Source organism: Brachybacterium paraconglomeratum (assembly GCF_039541415.1).
Taxonomy (GTDB): Bacteria; Actinomycetota; Actinomycetes; order Actinomycetales; family Dermabacteraceae; genus Brachybacterium; species Brachybacterium paraconglomeratum_A.
On the sequence record NZ_BAABGE010000009.1, the window covers coordinates 86,166 to 103,141 of the forward strand.

Here is a 16,976-nt window from a genome sequence, read left to right on the forward strand (position 1 = left end):
CGGGGACGACGATGCGGCGCCGCTCCCGGTGGGGAAGCGGCGCCGTCACTTCACGGGTCAGATGCCGGCCTTCACCGTGAGCTGACGCTTGATGCGGGCGAGCATCCCGGCCATGCCGTTCAGCCGCAGCGGGCTGACCACCTCGGCCAGGCCCAGTGCGCCGGTGACCGTCTCCGGGGTGTCGAGCACCTCGCCGACGCTGCGGCCGTCCAGCGCCTCCGCCAGGATGGACGCAAAGCCGCGAGTGGTCGGCGCTTCCGGTGGGGCGGAGAAGAACAGACGCGCGATCGCCTCGCGGCCGGTGCCCTCCACCTCGGTGATCAGGAAGATCGGCGACTGGCACTCCGGGACCGGCTCGAGCAGCTCGGGATGCTCCGCGTAGCGCTCGGGCAGGGCCGGCAGATCGTTCGAGAAGTCCAGCAGCAGCTGCAGCCGGTCCCGCCCGGTCAGGGCGTGGAAATCCTCGGCGATCTCGGCGAAGGCAGCGGGGAGGTCTGCGCCGGAAGCGGCGTCGGAGGTGGTGCTGCCGGTCATCGCGTGGGGACCTCGCCCGGCTCGGTGCCCTGCGCGATCGGCAGGCGCACGCCGTTGCCCCACTCGGTCCAGGAGCCGTCGTAGTTGCGCACGTTCTCGAAGCCCAGCAGGTAGGTCAGCGCGAACCAGGTGTGCGCCGAACGCTCTCCGATGCGGCAGTACACGACCGTGGGGGTGGCGGTGTCGAAACCGAGCTCGCCCTGGTAGATCGCCTCGAGCTCAGCGCGCGCCTTGAAGCGGCCATCCTCGGCGGCGGCGCGGGCCCACGGCACCGAGCGTGCGGTGGGGATGTGCCCACCGCGCACGGTGCCCTCCTGGGGGTAGTCCGGCATGTGGGTGCGCTCGCCGGAGTACTCCTGGGGGGAGCGCACATCGATCAGCGGCCCACCGAGGAAGTCCAGCACATCCTCGCGGTAGGCCCGGATCGGGGCGTCCTCGCGCTCGACGACGGGATATCCGCTGGTCGGCGCGGGGCGGCCGTCGTCGGAGGTGGTCATCTCGCGGCCCTCGGCCTGCCAGGCCGCACGGCCGCCGTCGAGCAGGCGCACGTCGGAGTGACCGAACAGTTCGAAGACCCACAGGGCGTAGGCGGCCCACCAGTTGGACTTGTCGCCGTAGACCACGACGGTGGTCTCGCGGGTGATGCCGGAGGCGTCCATGAGCTTCGCGAAACCCTCGCCGTCCACATAGTCGCGGGTGACCGGGTCGTTGAGGTCCAGGTGCCAGTCGACCTTCACCGCACCAGGGATATGGCCGGTCTCGTAGAGCAGCACATCCTCATCTGATTCGACGACGACGAGCCCGTCGGGGCGGCCGGCAGCAATCTGATCGGCGAGCCACTGCGTGGTCACCAGCTTCTCGGGGTGGGCGTACTCCTGCAGGGCAGGGGTGGGATCAACAGGAACGGTCATCAGTTCACCTTTCGACGGTCGATGGCACGCGGCGTATACCCCCAGTGTGTCACCGGAGCACGGGCAATGGCGTACAGGGCTCTTCGCCCTCGGAGGATTCTCCGTCGCCCGCGGGAGGCAGCCCCATCCACTCGCGGAAGACAGCGCGCGCCTCTTCCCCCTGGGCCGCTCCGGTCCTACGGTGGGCGCATGGAGAATCCGGATCAGGAACCCGTCATCCCGCTGCTCGATGTCACCGTCATGGACTGTCCCGACGCGCTGCAGCTCGCGACCTTCTACGCGAAGCTCATGGGCTGGCGCGTGGAGGAGGGCAGCGACTCCGACTGGGCCGAGCTGCTGCCGCCGGCAGGTCGGATCTCGGCCGACGAGCCAGGAGGACAGTCCACCCTCGCCTTCCAGCGCATCGACGACTACCAGCGCCCGACCTGGCCGGGTGGAGAGCATCCCCAGCAGTTCCACCTCGATTTCGCCGTCTCGGACATCGAGGCGGCTGAACCGCGCGCGCTCGCGCTCGGCGCGGTCGTCCATGAGCATCAGCCCTCCGGCTCGGGCAGCTTCCGGGTCTACCTCGACCCGGCGGGGCACCCGTTCTGCTTGTGCCTGTCTCTCTGAGGCGCCGTTCCGTCTGAGAGACCGCTCCGTCGGAGGCACGGAGCCTGACGCGCCGGGCCGCCCCACCTCCGGACAGGTGGAGCGGCCCGGGCGGTGGTGAGCAGAGCCGGCGGCGAGCGCACCGGATGGTGAGCAGAGCTGACGATGAACAGATCCGAGGAGCCTGTTCCTGCGGAGTTCACCGCGGCGCCCCCGGGGCGTGACCGGGCACTCCTAGCGTGGGAGCGCTTCCACCCATGCCGCACCTGAGGAGTCCCCGTGAGCGATACCGTCCAGACCTCCCGTCCCGAGAGTCCCGCAGGCACCGCCCCCGGTCAGCGCCACCGCCTGGTGGTGCTCTCGGTCGACGCGATGAGCGATGTCGATGTCCCCTTCGCCCGCACCCTGCCGAACTTCGCCCGTATCCTCGCCGGCGGCTGGGGCAGCGCCGAGGCGATCTACCCCACCGTGACCTACCCGAACCACACCTCCCAGACCACCGCCCGCACCGCCGACGGGCACGGCATCTACGCCAACGAGAAGGTCTCCCCGGGCGTGCGAACTCCCGACTGGTTCTGGGATGCGCGCGACATCACCGCCCCCACGATCTTTGACCTCGCGAAGGAGCAGGGGCTCACCACCGCCACGGTGGGCTGGCCGGTGACCGGCTGGTCGCCCTCGATCGATATCGCGGTGCCGGAGATCTGGGACCGCGGCGGCCTCGAGCCGACCCTCGCTGTGCTGCGGGACGCCTCCACTCCGCGCGGCCGCGAGTACGTGGACCGTCATGCGGGGGAGATCAGCTGGGAGCGCAAGCACAAGTTCGGGCGTTTCAACACCGCTGTCGCCACCGACATCCTCCGCACCGATCAGCCCGACGTGCTGTTCGTGCACCTGGTCGACGTGGACTCCGCCCGCCACGCCACCGGCCGCTTCACCGCCGAGGTCAAGGAAGCCTTCGAACGGGTCGACGGCTGGATCGGCGAGATCCTCACCGCCCTCGAGGAGGCGGGGATCGCGGAGGAGACCAACATCGCGATCGTCTCCGACCACGGGCATGTCGAGGTGGGCCGCTGCTTCCGGGCCAACAACCTGCTGGTCGAACGCGGGTTCGTGAGGCTCGACGAGTCCGGGGAGGTCAGCAGCTGGGACGCCTGGGTGCACGGCTGCGGGCTCACCGGCCAGCTGCACCTGAACCCCGAGGCGGATGACGTCACGGTGGAGAAGGTGCTGGCCCTGGTCGATGAATGGATCGATGATCCCGAGATCCCGGTCGCGGACTTCCACGCACTGGCGGATATGACCGAGGACTACGGCTATGCGGGTCCCTTCTTCGGCGTGCTCGAGGGCACCAGCGGCACCAACTTCCAGAACCTCTGGGAGGGCCGCTCGCTGTACGGCCGCTTCGATGCGGACTACACCTTCCTGATCTCCCAGCACGGCCACCTGCCCGAGCAGGACATCCAGGCAGTGTTCGCGATGGTCGGGCCCGACATCGCCGAGGACGTGCGCTTCACCCACTGCACCGTGACCGATGAGGCGGCGACCTTCGCTCACCTGCTGGGGCTCGAGTTCCCCGACGCCGACGGCGCCGTGGTCGGCGAAATCCTGCGGGCCCGGGTCTGAAGTTCCCGTTCTGAGAGCTCAGCTGGCGTAGGCCTCGAAGGACTCGCGGATCCGGTCCGGATCTGCACCGTCGGCGAGGAGGGCCTGCAGGAGGAGTCGGGCCTGCGCGGGAGGCAGGAACCCTGCCATCAGCGCACCCACCTCCAGCAGGTCCACCTCGCTGCCCGGATAGGCGTAGTGGTAGGTCGAGGTGCCGCCGGAGGCGATGCGGGTCGCGACCACCACGGGTGTGCCGGTCTCGAGCAGTCGGCGCAGGCGCGGCATCGCAGCGGGGGAGACGTGCCCCATCCCGACCCCGGCGATCACGAGCCCTTCGATGGCGCGCGCCGGGACGTGGTCCAGCAGGGCGAAGTCCTCGTCGAGGCCCGCGGACAGGACCGGGACCTGGGGGAACCTGTCCGAGGGCACACCAGCGACCCGGGCTGCGCGGTCGAAGGGCCGGTGCAGCAGGTGCAGGTCGCCCTCGTCGACCTTCGCGAACGGCCCTGACGGGGCGGAGGCGAAAGCGGAGAGGGAGCGGGAGGACGCCTTGGTGACCTGGTCTGCGAGGTGCACGTGGCCGTCGAACACCACCAGCACACCCCAGCCGCGGGCCGACGGGGCGACCGCCGTGGACACCGCGTCGCGCAGGTTCGCGGGACCATCTGCGCCCGGAGCGCTCGCCGGCCGCATCGCGCCGGTGACCACCAGCGGCGCCTCGCGGTCCCAGTAGCGGTTCAGCACGAAGGCCGTCTCCTCGAGGGTGTCGGTGCCGTGGGTGAGCACCACCCCGTCGGCACCTTCGTCCACCGCACGCCGGGCATGCTCGAGCACCTCACGCAGATGCCGCGGGCGCACATTGGACGAGGAGACGTTCGCGATCGCCCGCGAGGTGAGGTCGATCCCGTCCATGAGTGTCTCGCGCAGACGGTCCCCGGCGGTGTCATCGGGAACGGCGTGCCCGCCCTCGGAGGCCTGGGTCATGAAGATGGTGCCACCGAGCGTGAGCAGGGTGACGGCGGGCGACTCCGGTGCGTCCTGTGGCCCCTGCGCGGCAGGCCCGTACGACGCCGGCCGCCACGGCTCCGGCGTGCTGGTCACGACAGCTCCGGCTCCTCGCCGAGGTAGAAGTCTGCGGTGCGTACCGAGGCCTTGCGGGCCGGCTTCTTGTCCACCCCGGTGGCGATGTGCGCCTCGAACCAGGCGTCCGCAGTGGCGCGGGTGAACTCTTCACCCTCCTCGGAGCCGGCGAAGTCTCCGAGCTGCGGGATCAGATCCACCGAAGGGTCCTGCAGATGGAGCGCGAGCGCGTAGAGCGCCGCGTCCCATCCGAGACCGGTCGCCGCGGGGCCGAAGGTCTTCCAGTGGGCGTCTTCCGGGACGGTGTGGCGAAGGGTGAGGCGGGAGCCGACCGGGGCTGCCTGCGCTTCGTTCTCGTCGGCGCCATCCGCAGCAGCCTCCACCGGAGCGACCAGCAGCTCCAGCCGGGTGCTGCTCTTGCCGACCTCCCAGCTCAGCAGCAGGCGGGAGGGCTCCTCGATGGCGAGCACCTTGCCGCGGGTCTCCATATCGGGAAGCGTGTAACGACCGCCTTCGACTGCCTCACCGCTCGCGCGGCCGAACCACACCTCGAGGTGCGAGCCGATGGTGAGAGCGGACCACAGCTCCTCGGGGTGGACCGGGAAGGTCTGCTCGAGCGTGACGGTGTTGCCGTCCGGGGCGAGGGTGACGGTGCGGGTGACGTCGGTCAGCTGGCTGGAGGGTGTGGCAGTCATGGAGCTCCTTGGAAGGCGGAATATGGGACCCACTGTGTCAGGTCTGGTGCGTCAGGTCAGGTCGGATCAGTGCGGCGAAGTCGCACGATCACCTCGGCGTGCTCGGTGTGCGGGAACATGTCCACGAAACGGCCTGCGGTGATGCGCAACGAGGGCATGGCGGCGAGGTCGGTGGCGAGGGTCGTCGGATTGCAGCTGGAGTAGAGCACATCGCGCACTCCGGAGTCCTCGAGCCAGCTGGCCAGGCGTGATCCCAGGCCGCGGCGGGGCGGGTTCACGATCACGAGGTCGGGAGGGCCGTCGGCGCCGGTGGCGGTCTCGATCGCCCAGTCGGTGGCATCCGCGGCGAGGAATTCTGCGGCGATGTCCTGGGCGGCGGCGGCCTCGCGGGCCCCATCGATGGCCTGCGCAGAGACCTCCACCCCGGTGACGTGAGCGGTGGGTGCGGCCAGCGCCGCGTGGAGCGCGAATCCGCCCAGCCCGCAGTAGAGGTCCCAGAACCGCGGAGAGTTCCCCGGCGCGGTCTCCGTGACCCGTTCCGTGACCCACTGGGCAACCCATTCCGCAGCCTGGCGGTACAGCTTCCCGGCGACCTCGGTGTGGGTCTGCAGGAAGGACTGGGGACGCGCGAACAGCGTCACATCCCCGGTGCGCACCGCGATCGAGGCGGCGCCGGCCAGGGGAATCTCCTGCTCGCCCTCGACCGCGGTGGTGTGGTCCGGGTGGATGTTCGCCGAGACCGCGACCACCGACGGGTGGGCCTCGAGCAGCCGGGGCAGATGCTCGCGGATCCGCTCGAGCGCCTGCTCGCTGCGCAGCACCAGGCGCAGCACATGCTCACCGTCGGGGGAGGCGGTCACCAGCACGTTCTTGACCTCACCGCGGCGACGGGCGACGTCATAGGGCGGCACCTGCGCGCGACGGATCAGGGCTTTGGCCCCTTCGAGAATGTCCTCGACACCGTCCGGATAGAGCGGGCAGTCGCAGAGATCCACACCCTGGGCCTGGCCCGGCAGGGTCAGCCGAGGCTCCTGGGCGGTGCCGGCCACGGCCATCTTCCCGCGCGCACGGAAGCCGGAATCGGCGCCGAGCAGCGGGGCGCCCCAGGCAGTGCCGGGGGAGAGGAACGGCGCGAGCAGCTGCTCGACGCGTTCCCGGCCTTCGGCGATCTGGCGGGGGCGGGGGAGGTCCAGGAGAGTGCAGGACCTGCACTCACCGGACTCGAAATGATGGCACCGCACCCCAGGAGTCTACGAGGCGCGCAGAGCGCTCCGGGAGCCAGCCGGGGCTTCGACTGTCGGACCCCTTCACTAACGTCGCAGACGGGTCATGAGACACGGCTGCGCTCTCTCGACAGGCCCACGTCGGAAGGCAGGGAACATGCACCTGGGTCACGACTCGCTGGACAGCGACCCTCTGGCCACGTCCTGGCGCGACCAGCTGATCGAGCTGGATCTGCCGGGCGTCGGCCCGATCACCGCGAGCGCGGACCCGGGACTGTTCGCCGATGCGCAGCCCGCCCAGTTCGCCGAGGAGCAGGGTGCGGAGGGGGGCGGCTTCCGCGGGGACGCAGAGGAGGAGCTCGCCTATCGTCGGCGTCGCCCCACCACCCCGCCCGCACCGCAGATCGTGCGCAACACCCTGCGGGACCGTCGGCCGCTCGAGCTCGCGCACTCCTGGCTGGTGGTGCCGGCGTTGGGGCCGGTGCTGCCCACCCTCAGCCCAGAGGGCACGATCGTCGCCGATCTCCGCGGCAACCAGGCCCCCTTCGAAGTGCGCACCCAGCCCCCTGAGCAGCCCGCCCGGCCCAGCCGCGAAGGGGCCCGCGCCGGCGCCCCGGTGGAGGGGAAGCCCCGCGCGGTGCGTCCGCCTGCGCTGAGCTGGTTCCGTCGCCCCGCCGTCGCAGCCGCACTGCGTCGCCGGGGCGGACCGGTCGCCCTCGGAGCACTCGTCGGGAATCAGCGGGACTGGTTCGAGCCCGCTGCCGCTGCGCGCGAGGATCTGCTCGCCTCCCACCCGGACCAGGCGCTCGAGAGTGCCCTGCTGATTGCTGTCGAGCAAGGGCAGGGAGCGGTGCTGCGGATCGGGCCGGGTGGCCTGGACGTGTTCCCTACCGGCGCCGATCCCCGTATCCCCGAGCTCATGGGTCTTGACCTGCTGGTCACAGCACGGCCTGCGCAGTGTCCGCTGCAGGGGGTGGATGGAGCAGGTCCCTGCCGCCCCCATGGCGGGCCGTGGATCCGGGCCGCGCATGCAGCGCAGGTGGACTGGGAGGCGCGGCGTTCGCAGGCGCTGTCCGTGCAGGGCTGCGGAGTGTGCTTCGGGGAGGCGCTGCCGCCGGAACCGGATCAGCCGCCGGTCCCGCGGCTCTCCCAGCGATCCCCCGTGGTCGAGATCAGCCGCCTGCACCTGCGCGGCGGCGAGGTGGTGCGGATCGATCCGATCGTGCCGCCGCACTGAGCGACGGCCACCCGTGGCCTGCAGGCGAGCTGTTCAGCAGAACTGTGCCGGCGGACTGCTCAACAGAACTGCTCAGCAGACCCGTTCAGGCCGGCTGCTCAGCAGCGCTGCGCGGGCTGAGAGCTCAGGCGAACCACTCGGTGGGCGGGCCCAGGGAGAGCAGCACCGAGAACACGAGCGCGATCGCGACGAGGGCGATCAGCACTGCCGGGAGCGGGTGGCGCAGCGCGAGGGAGACCAGGCGCTCCAGCGGCGTGCGACCCTTCTCCTCGCGCAGCCGCCAGGTGTCGCTGAGCAGGCCGCGGCGCATCGCCGAGCGCTCGAAGGGCACCGTGAGATAGGGGATGATCGCCGAGCCGATGCCCAGCAGCAGATCCTTCAGCCGCCACTTCTGGTCGATCGCGACCAGCACCGTCACCACCACGTAGGCGATGAAGGTGAAGCCGTGCAACCCGCCGCCGATGCGGACCAGCAGCTCGGTGGACTGCACCACGTACTTCAGGAACATGCCGGCCAGCAGCAGGGTCCAGGTGATCATCTCGGCGAAGGCGAGCACCCGGTAGAGGCGGGAGGGAGTCGAGAACAGGCGCATGGGGTTGATGGTGCCAGCTGTCACTCGATGCCCGCTGGGTGTGGGCCCCGACGAAAGAAGGATCTGCTGGTGAACGATCAGAGGTGGCACGCGGACGTGCGGAGCCTCACAGTAGGGGGATGATGACGCAGACGATCCCCGGAGAGCTTTTCCTGCTCCTGACCAACGATGCCGGCCGCCAGGACTCGACCTACTACCGCAAGCAGGCGCTCGCCGCCGCCGCGGTCGCCGAGTTGGCGCTGCGGGAGAAGATCGACCTCAGTGAGGAGCGCACGCCGAAGATCCAGGTGCGCGACACCGCGCCCACGGACCTGCCGGTGCTGGATCAGGCACTCGACGCGCTCGCCACGCTCGACGGGAAGGCGATCAGCACCGTCATCTCCCACCGTTCGATGGACCTCACCGAGGTGATCGGAGAGGGGTTCGCCGCCGTGGGTGCGGTGCGGCGCAAGGACGGCTGGTTCACCACCAGCTGGCCGACCCACGACGACACCCTGGAGCGCGCCCTGCGCGCCCGCCTCGCAGCTGGCCTCACCGATCCCGCGACGGCGAGCCTGCAGGACGGCATCCTGCTCGAGCTGCTGCGCGCCCTCGGCATTGCCCACCGCATCCTCAAGGACGACCTGCCCGGCCTCGGCCGTCGCGAGCTCGACCAGCGGATCAAGGCGCTGGACCTTCACCACCCGGCGGCGAAGGCCGTCAAGCGGATCATGGTTGACATGACTGCGGTGATGATGACGACCGCCGCCACGACCACCACTGTCATCAGCTAGAACTGACCTCGTTCAGCGTCCCGCAGCGCGCTTCGTCCGCGCGGTCGCCGGCGCGGTCCATGGGTCCTCCGGCCAGGGGTGCTTCGGGTAGCGGCCGCGCATCTCCTTGCGCACCTCCCGGTACGGACCGTCCCAGAAGGACCGCAGATCATCGGTGATCGCGAGCGGGTGGCGGGCTGGCGAGAGCAGATGGAACAGCACCGGCACCCGCCCCCGCACCAGGCGCGGGGTCTCGGCCAGGCCGAACAGCTCCTGCAGCTTCACCGCCACCACCGGCCGGCCGTCCTCGGCCTCCGGCGCGGGATAGTGGATGCGGGCGGTGTTCCCTGAGGGCACCGCGAGCCGTTCCGGGACCAGCTCGGCAAGCTCGGAGGCCTCGGGCCAGGGCAGCAGCAGTCGCAGTCCGCCGGTGACGTCGATGCCGGAGAGCTTCGTGGTGCGGGCCGAGAGCTGCGGAGCGAGCCAGTTCTCCAGCCGCTCCAGCAGGGAGGCCTCGTCCATCGCCGGCCAGGGCGCTCCGAGCTCGCGATGCACGAGCCCGAGCCGGGCGCGCAGCGCCGTGGCCGGCTCGTTCATCGCCAGCCCCGCCAGACCCCGGGCGCGCACCTCGGTGAGCACCGCGGGGACCGTGTCCTTCGCGGTCGCGGTCACCGGGGTCGAGGTCAGCTCGATCGCCCCGAGCAGCCGTCGTTGCCGCGCCCGCACCGTCCCGTGCTCGAGGCGGGCGGTGCGCTCGGAGACCAGCAGCTCCGCCCCGGCGAGGAAGGCGTTCTCCTCGCTCAGCGGTGCGGCGGCGCGGATCACCGCCCCGGTGCCGTCGGCCGCGCGACCCTCCGCCCGCTGCACCTCCCAGACGGCGAGCCAGTCCCGCCCCAGCAGGCCGCTGCCCTCGGGCAGCGCAGCGCGGGTACCGGAGGCCAGCAGGTAGGAGCGGGAGCCGTCGGCGGTGAGATGGGCGATCCGCTCGGGCCGTGCGAGGGCGAGGACGGCCCCCGCCTGGTGGGCTGCGTCGGTCGCGGTGAGGAGCGGGGGCGCGGCGCCGCGGCGCCCCACGGAGGATCCCGAGGGTTGCTCGGCGGCGCCCTTGTGCCCCGCAGCAGAGCTCCCGGAACGCTCCGCGGAACCCCGGGCGATGCGGGTGAGTCGGTCGCGTTCCCGGCGCCAGCGGTCGACGCCTGGCGCGCGACCGGCGCGCAGGTCTGCGAGCAGCCGGGGCAGGTCGCCGCCCGTCGGCCGATGATCATCGGAGACCGCCGCGACCACCTCCGCGGCGGTGCGGGCCCCGTCCCTGCCTGGCAGGCGCTGCGCCCCGTCCACCAGCGCACGCGCCTCCCGCACCCCGACGGGCAGGCGCGCCACGCGGGTCCCAGACGGGGTGGGCCGGCCCTCGTCGTCGACCAGGCCGAGAGCGTGCAGAGTCTGTTCCGCCGCGGCGATCTCTCCCGCCGGCGGCGGGGTCAGCAGCGGCAGGCCCTCCCCGCGGGGCGTGCCCCAGCAGGCCAGGGACAGCGCCGCATCGGTGAGATCCGCCGAGCTGATCTCCGGCGGGGACTGCGCGGGCATCCCAGCGAGGTCGGACTGCGCGAAGACCCGTACCGCAGCGCCCGGACCCTGCCGGGCCGCACGGCCCGCCCGCTGTTCCGCCGCCGCGCGGGAAGCGCTGACGGTGACCAGGCCCGACATATCCCGGCCGCGGTCCCGCCGCACCTCTCGGGAGAGCCCGGCATCGACGACCAGGTGCACGCCGGGCACAGTCAGCGAGCTCTCCGCGAGAGAGGTCGAGACCACGATCCGGGGCAGCTCGCCGGGGCGCCGGCCGCCGGTGGCACGGTCCTGCTGGCTGGCCGGGAGCCGGCCGTGCAGGGCGAGCACCTCCACCTCGGCGCCGACCAGGCCCTGCAGGCGAGAGACCACTTCATCGACCTCCCGCGCGCCGGGCACGAAGACCAGCGCATCGGTGCCCTGATCCCGCTGGGCGCGGGCGGTGGTGCGGGCGAGATGGTCCAGGTACTCGCGGGTGATGCCGCGGGCGTCCAGCCGTGGGACGGGGGAGGGGGCGTAGGAGACCGTGAGCGGATGCAGGGCGCTGGGGACCTCGACGATCGCGGCGCCGTCCAGCACGCCGGCCACCGCCGCGGCGTCGAGCGTCGCGGACATCGCCCCGACCAGCAGATCCTCGCGCAGCTGTCGAGCCTCGGCCAGCATCCCCAGCAGCAGATCCGTATCCAGAGAGCGTTCATGGACCTCGTCGAGCAGCACCGCGGCGACCCCGGGCAGCTCCGGCTCCGCGAGCAGGCGCCGCAGCAGCACACCCGGGGTGAGCATCTCCAGCCGGGTCCCGGCACTCACCTCCCGCTGCCCGCGCACCGTGAACCCCACCGGGCCGCCGAGCGGGGAGCCGTCCAGCTGCGCGATCCGCCGCGCGGCCGCCCGCACCGCGACCCGGCGCGGCTGGGTGACCAGGGTCAGACCTTCGGCGAGGTTCGCGACCAGCGGTGGCACCAGCGTGGTCTTGCCGGTGCCGGGCGGGGCGGTGACCACCATCGCGCCGCTGCGTGCCGCCGCCTCGAGCTCGCTCCGCGCGGCTGCGACCGGCAGGCCCGCGCCGATCGCGTCGAGGTCGAAGCGGTGCGGGGCGGGGGAAGCGGAAGGAGCGGCGGGCATCCACCCATCATGCCGCGCCGGCCGGTGTCCCCGCGCGCCGACCCTGCTCCCGGGCCCGCCCTCCCCAGGCCACCTCCTGGCCATATGCGCCACGGTCGCTGTTCATCGGTCGCTGATGAGATGCGCGAGCCCCCCTCGTGATGATCCAGGAGATTCCGTGCGCCCCAGCCCTGCCCACTCGCCGTCGGACGCCGCCGTCCGGCGCCCCGTGCTGCCCCGTCCCGCCGGGCACCGTCCCGTCCTGCACCGGCTCGGTGCGCTGAGCGGTGCCCTCGCACTCTCCGCCCCGCTCGTGGCGGTGGTGGTGCTCGCCCCGTCGGCCCCCGCGCTCGCCGCCCCGGCCGAGGTGCAGATCTCCGAGGTCGAGTCCGACGACCCCGCCGGCGGCGAGGACTGGGTCGAGCTGGTCAACACCGGCGGCGAGCCGGTGGACCTCTCCGGCTGGTTCCTGCGCGATGACGACGACTCCCGCGACTGGACCCTCCCCGCCGGCACCGTGATCGCCCCCGGCGAGCACCTGGTCCTGGAGCACGCCGACGCCGCCCCGGGCGGCTTCGACTTCGGGCTCGGCAAGGCGGACACCGTCCGGTTGTTCGCGGCCGACGGCGCCACCCTGATCGACTCCCTCGCCTGGACCGAGCACGCCCCCACCAGCTACATCGTGATCGACGGAGTGGTCACCGCCTCCGCCGAGGTGACCAAGGGGACGGCGAACTCCGGCCCCTACGTCCCGCCGCCAGCTGCCCAGGAGCATCCGGACGCCGACGCCATCCGGGTCACCGAGGCCGTCTCCGAGGGGGACGACTGGGTCGAGATCACGAACGTCTCGGACCGCACGATCGACCTCTCGGACTGGTACCTGCTGGACGAGAAGGACATCCCGGCAGAGGTTCCGGCCGTCGTACCCGCCGGCACCGAGCTCGCTCCGGGTGAGCGCTATGTGTTCACGGGGATGCCCTTCGGGCTCGGCAAGGGCGACCAGGCCCGGATCTTCGCCCCGAACGGCCACCTGGTCGACGGCACGAAGTGGCCGGATGACATCCACGCAGTCCCCTCCTGGCAGCGCTGCGGCGGCGGTGGGGCTGGTGAGGGTGACTTCAGCATGAGCCACGTCGCGACCCCGGGCGGAGCCAATGCGTGCGGTGATGTCGTCATCAACGAGACCAGCTCCGGCGGCGATGACTTCGTGGAGCTGAAGAACCTCGGCTCCGCGCCTGCGGACCTCAGCGGCCATCGCGTCCTCGACGCGGACGACGACCACGTGTACACGGTGCCTGCTGGCACGGTGCTCGCGCCGGGTGCGCTGCTGCTGATCACCGGGGACGAGCTGGATTATGGCCTCGGCGGCGAGGATCAGGTGCGCCTCCAGGATGCCGCCGGCACGCTGCTCGGTCAGGTCTCCTGGACCGAGCACGTCACCGAGTCGAATGCGCTGTGCGAGGGCGTGCACATCGCCTCCGCCGCGGCGACCCCGGGCGAGGAGAACGACTGCGGCGCCGTCGAGCCTGTGGTCACCACCCCGCTGCCCACCGATGGGAACCTCACCGTGAACGATGAGGCAGGGGAGTGGGGCGAAGACCTTTCAGGTCTTGACCTGCAGATCCTCGAGGACGGCAGTCAGGTGCTGTGGGGCGTGAACAACGACGCCGGCCAGCTCTCCCGCCTGGTCCTCGCCGCGGACGGCACCTGGACCCAGACCGAGGGCTGGTCCACCGGCGGCAAGCACACGCTCTTCGCCGACGGCACCGGGGAGCCCGACGGAGAGGGCATCTCCGTGGGCACCGACGGGCTGATCTACCTCTCCGTGGAGCGGGACAACGCGGACAAGGGCGCCTCGCGCAACACCGTGCTCGCCTATGACGCGAGCGCCGACGGGGACCTGCTGACCGCTGTCTCCGAATGGAACCTCACCGACGTGCTGCCGGCGACCTCCGCCAACGGCGGCCTCGAAGGCATCGAGATGGTGCCCGCGAGCGCCTTCGCACAGCTGGGCGCCGAGGTCCCTGCTGCTGAGGCCTATGCCTTCGTGGTCCTCGAGGACACCGGTGACGTCTACGCGCTGGCCCTGCAGGCCGGCGGAGGCGCGGCGCTGGTCGCGACGCTGCCCTCCCCGCTGCCCGGTCTGATGGCGCTGGACTATGACGCCGCGTCGAACACCCTGTGGGCCTTCGCCGATGAGGCGCTCGACGGCGTCTCGGTGCAGTACGCGCTCGGCGCGGCTCCGGTGGTCGCCTCCGAGGTGTTCGCCCGCCCCGACGGCATGCCCGCCCAGTTCGCGAACGAAGGCGTGGCGCTCGCGCCGACCGACATCTGCACCGACGGCGTCCGCCAGGCCTGGTTCACCGATGATGCGGACACCGACGGTCACGCACTGCGCGGGATCGGCCTGATGGATCCTGCCTGCGATGACGCCATCGAGCCGGCACCGGAACCCGAGCCGACGCCGGAGCCGACGCCGGGGTCCGATCCGGCTCCTGCACCGGGCGACGAGGGCGACGAGGATCCGGCGCCTGCCGGGTCGGAGGGGGACGGCGCCGAAAGCGGCACCTCCGGTGGCACTCAGACCTCCGGCGGAACCCAGACCTCCGGTGTCGAGCAGCGCCCGGGTGGTTCGTCGGCACCCAGTGGAGTCCAGACCTCTGGCGGCGCCTACGACTCCGCGAATGCCGCGGATCCCGGCTCCGCGGACTCCCGCGATGGCGCGCTCGCCCGCACGGGCGTGAGCGCAGCGGCGATCACCGTCACCGCGCTGGCGCTCGTGGCCGGCGGCTACTGGCTGATCCGCCGCTCCCGCCAGGCCTGAGCCCGTCGCTCAGGGTGCGGGGATGCTCAGTTGATGAGGTCGAACTCGACCTGCTGGGTGTCCCCGCAGACGCTGGTGACGGAGATCGTCCACAGATCGATGGTCACGGTCTCCCCGAGGGTGACCGCTTCGACCTCCCGGGCGCTGCCGTCGCCGAGAGTGGCGGTCAGCTGCGCGTCCTCGCCCTCGATGCCCACAACGTCGATGGTGAGCGTCTCCCCGGCGCGCTCCGGCAGCTCAGGGGTGGCCGTGCTGCCGACCTTCCCGAAGTAGGCGCCCTCGCCCGAGCAGGCCTCCGGCGGGGCGAAGCCCTCGGGAGCAGGGGTGACCGGATACGGGTCCTGCGGGACCCCGGCCGCGGTCTGTCCGCCGCCGTCGGAGGCTCCCCCGGCGTCGGACCCGCCGGCCTCGGCGCCGCCGCCGTCCGAGCTGGCAGAGGTATCACTCGAGCTCGCGGAGGGCTGCTCCGGGCCCGGCGAGCTCTCCCCGCAGCCGGCAGCGAGCAGCGTCACCGCGAAGAGAGCCCCGGCGAAGCGGGCGACGGACGGGCGGGGGAGGGTGGAGCGAGCAGACACACGGATCCTCACGAAGGGGATGGGGGGAAGCCGACGAGTGCAACGCTAACGGACGGCTCCGGCATGCCACCATCTCCAGGGTGAGCACTCCACGACCGCGGCCGACCCCCACTCCGCCGACCCCCAAGAGCCTGCGCGGGATCAGCGATCCTGCACGGCGGGTGCGCCCCGTGGACTGGAGCGCGAGCGGACGCCGCCCCGGGACCGAGAAGAATCCCGCAGGAGCGCCGGCGGGGCCGAGCTCAGGCGGAGAACAGGGCGCGGGCAGGGGAGGGGACACGGCCCGGGAGCAGAGCCCGTCGGCCCAGCTGCCGCGGCGCCGAGCCCGGAGCGTGGAGCTGCCACGCCCGGTGCCGAGCGCACCCCCCGGCGCCGTGCACACGCTGAGCGCCGAGGACCCCCGTCCCGTGCCGCGTCCACTGCGGATCACCGACGGGGACATCCGTGCCGTCGGCGTCCAGGGTCTGCCCTCCGAGCAGATCGTGCAGACGGTCGCCGACCCGGAGGACGCCTGGACCGCAGACGCCGGCGCGAGCGACCACTTCCTCCGTGCCGAGCTGGTGGTGCAGGTGCGGAGGGCGGACAACGCCGTGATCGGGCTGTTCTCGACCCGTTATGCGCTCTCCGTGCGCCCGGCGGAGTACGAGCCCGCCCTGGATATCGCCGAGGAGGCGTCCGGGCCCAGCACCCGGGGCGGGCAGGGGACCCGCCACCCCACCACCCGGCGCGAGCTGCTGCGCCGGATGGAGGATGCGGGGTTCGTGGTCTCCCCGGGATCCACCCATGGCCGCGTCACCCATCCCGAGCATCCTGGGCTGGTGCTTCCCTTCGCCTCGACGCCCTCGGACAGGCGCTTCACGCGGCACGCGGTCGCGCAGATCCGGCGCGTGTTCGGGATCGATCTGCGGCACTGAGGCTCGAGACCTGCAGCGCTGGTCGCTGCTGCGCCGAGCCCTGCTGCGCTGAGCCCAGCAGCGCTGGATCCGGCGGCACGGAGCGGGACTCAGCCGGAGCCGCGAGCCCGCAGGATGCTGTAGGACGTGTGCCCGAGGGCGCGCAGCAGCTGGACCAGTCGGTCGAAAGCGATCGCTCCGGCCACGGCTCGCATCACCTGCACGTCATCGCTGACCTCCGGTCCGGGCTGCCCGGTCTGGGCCCGGATCGAGGCCACGTCGGCCTGTGAGATCTCCGCGACCGGCTCGGCGTAGCGGCGCAGCACCTCGAGATCCGTCGGCAGTCCCCAGCCCTCGAGCGAGCGCAGCAGCTCGTTCAGTGCCCTCCGCGGCGAGGTGTCCACGTCCGGCCAGCCCAGGTGCACCAGCAACGGGGCGATCGCCGGGTGCTCCGGCGGGCCCGCGCTCACCTCGTCTGGTTCCTCGGCAGGCAGACCCAGGGCGATCAGCTGGGCTGCGCCGAGGGCGCTCAGCAACGGCTGCTCAGGGTCGTCCAGAATCGCGGTGAGGCGCGCGATGCGGGAGATCGGAGCGTCTGCGACCTCTCGCAGCACCTGGATCAGCGCGAGGCGCTCGAGATGGGCAGGGCCGTAGTCCTGCCGGGTCGCGGTGAGTCGCGCCCCGGCGGGCAGCAGTCCTTCGCGTCGGTAGAACTTGATCTAGGCGACGGAGACCCCGCTGGCCTCGGCGAGCTCTGCCAGCAGCATCGCGGAACCTCCTGGAGGGAGAGACGTGAACTT

The 16,976-nt window shown here is 71.9% G+C and carries 15 protein-coding genes; 6 read left to right on the plus strand and 9 right to left on the minus strand.

From position 1 onward, the window contains the following. Positions 1-57: 57 nt before the first annotated feature. Positions 58-534, minus strand: a complete 477-nt coding sequence (locus tag ABD893_RS14115) for a SufE family protein (RefSeq protein ID WP_345081551.1) — start codon at positions 532-534, stop codon at positions 58-60. Then, the gene (locus tag ABD893_RS14120; RefSeq protein ID WP_345081554.1) at positions 531-1,445 is read right to left on the minus strand and encodes a sulfurtransferase; all 915 of its coding nucleotides are present in this window, start codon (positions 1,443-1,445) and stop codon (positions 531-533) included. The genes ABD893_RS14115 and ABD893_RS14120 overlap by 4 nt, the downstream gene beginning before the upstream one ends. Before the next feature lie 189 nt (positions 1,446-1,634). Here ABD893_RS14120 and ABD893_RS14125 point away from each other — a divergent pair, with 189 nt between their 5' ends. Next, a complete protein-coding gene (locus ABD893_RS14125) occupies positions 1,635-2,057 on the plus strand; it encodes a VOC family protein (RefSeq protein WP_345081557.1) in 423 nt (140 codons plus the stop codon). Positions 2,058-2,315: 258 nt separating this feature from the next. Further along, complete coding sequence (locus ABD893_RS14130) at positions 2,316-3,662, plus strand: alkaline phosphatase family protein (protein WP_345081560.1); 1,347 nt, start codon at positions 2,316-2,318, stop codon at positions 3,660-3,662. An 18-nt stretch (positions 3,663-3,680) separates the two neighbouring features. On the opposite strand, the gene ABD893_RS14135 is transcribed toward ABD893_RS14130, so the two are convergent. The 3 genes from ABD893_RS14135 to rlmC are packed head-to-tail and all read right to left on the minus strand — an operon-like array spanning position 3,681 to position 6,657. Beyond that, the gene (locus tag ABD893_RS14135; protein ID WP_345081564.1) at positions 3,681-4,742 is read right to left on the minus strand and encodes an asparaginase; all 1,062 of its coding nucleotides are present in this window, start codon (positions 4,740-4,742) and stop codon (positions 3,681-3,683) included. Continuing rightward, a complete protein-coding gene (locus ABD893_RS14140) occupies positions 4,739-5,416 on the minus strand; it encodes an SRPBCC domain-containing protein (protein WP_345081567.1) in 678 nt (225 codons plus the stop codon). The genes ABD893_RS14135 and ABD893_RS14140 overlap by 4 nt, the downstream gene beginning before the upstream one ends. Before the next feature lie 56 nt (positions 5,417-5,472). Then, entirely contained in the window at positions 5,473-6,657 is a 1,185-nt protein-coding gene (rlmC, locus tag ABD893_RS14145; protein WP_345081571.1) for a 23S rRNA (uracil(747)-C(5))-methyltransferase RlmC, read from the minus strand. Between the two features lie 139 nt (positions 6,658-6,796). Between rlmC and ABD893_RS14150 the strand changes: the two genes are divergently transcribed. After that, complete coding sequence (locus ABD893_RS14150; RefSeq protein ID WP_345081575.1) at positions 6,797-7,876, plus strand: hypothetical protein; 1,080 nt, start codon at positions 6,797-6,799, stop codon at positions 7,874-7,876. Positions 7,877-8,000: 124 nt separating this feature from the next. On the opposite strand, the gene ABD893_RS14155 is transcribed toward ABD893_RS14150, so the two are convergent. Further along, positions 8,001-8,468 (minus strand): DUF3817 domain-containing protein, encoded by a 468-nt coding sequence (locus tag ABD893_RS14155; protein WP_345081577.1) that lies wholly within the window; start codon positions 8,466-8,468, stop codon positions 8,001-8,003. A 119-nt stretch (positions 8,469-8,587) separates the two neighbouring features. Between ABD893_RS14155 and ABD893_RS14160 the strand changes: the two genes are divergently transcribed. Next, entirely contained in the window at positions 8,588-9,241 is a 654-nt protein-coding gene (locus tag ABD893_RS14160) for a GOLPH3/VPS74 family protein (RefSeq protein ID WP_345081580.1), read from the plus strand. Positions 9,242-9,253: 12 nt separating this feature from the next. Here the strand turns inward: ABD893_RS14160 and hrpB are convergent, their stop codons facing one another. Further along, positions 9,254-11,905: an ATP-dependent helicase HrpB gene (hrpB, locus tag ABD893_RS14165; RefSeq protein WP_345081583.1), complete on the minus strand. Its 2,652-nt coding sequence runs from the start codon at positions 11,903-11,905 to the stop codon at positions 9,254-9,256. Between the two features lie 157 nt (positions 11,906-12,062). Here hrpB and ABD893_RS14170 point away from each other — a divergent pair, with 157 nt between their 5' ends. Beyond that, positions 12,063-14,708: a lamin tail domain-containing protein gene (locus ABD893_RS14170; protein WP_345081586.1), complete on the plus strand. Its 2,646-nt coding sequence runs from the start codon at positions 12,063-12,065 to the stop codon at positions 14,706-14,708. Between the two features lie 26 nt (positions 14,709-14,734). On the opposite strand, the gene ABD893_RS14175 is transcribed toward ABD893_RS14170, so the two are convergent. Continuing rightward, entirely contained in the window at positions 14,735-15,283 is a 549-nt protein-coding gene (locus tag ABD893_RS14175) for a hypothetical protein (protein ID WP_345081589.1), read from the minus strand. A gap of 80 nt (positions 15,284-15,363) precedes the next feature. On the opposite strand from ABD893_RS14175, the gene ABD893_RS14180 reads away from it, so the two are divergent. Further along, the gene (locus tag ABD893_RS14180) at positions 15,364-16,197 is read left to right on the plus strand and encodes a hypothetical protein (RefSeq protein WP_345081592.1); all 834 of its coding nucleotides are present in this window, start codon (positions 15,364-15,366) and stop codon (positions 16,195-16,197) included. Between the two features lie 89 nt (positions 16,198-16,286). Here the strand turns inward: ABD893_RS14180 and ABD893_RS14185 are convergent, their stop codons facing one another. Further along, positions 16,287-16,895 (minus strand): MerR family transcriptional regulator, encoded by a 609-nt coding sequence (locus tag ABD893_RS14185; RefSeq protein ID WP_345081850.1) that lies wholly within the window; start codon positions 16,893-16,895, stop codon positions 16,287-16,289. Between the last annotated feature and the right edge of the window lie 81 nt (positions 16,896-16,976).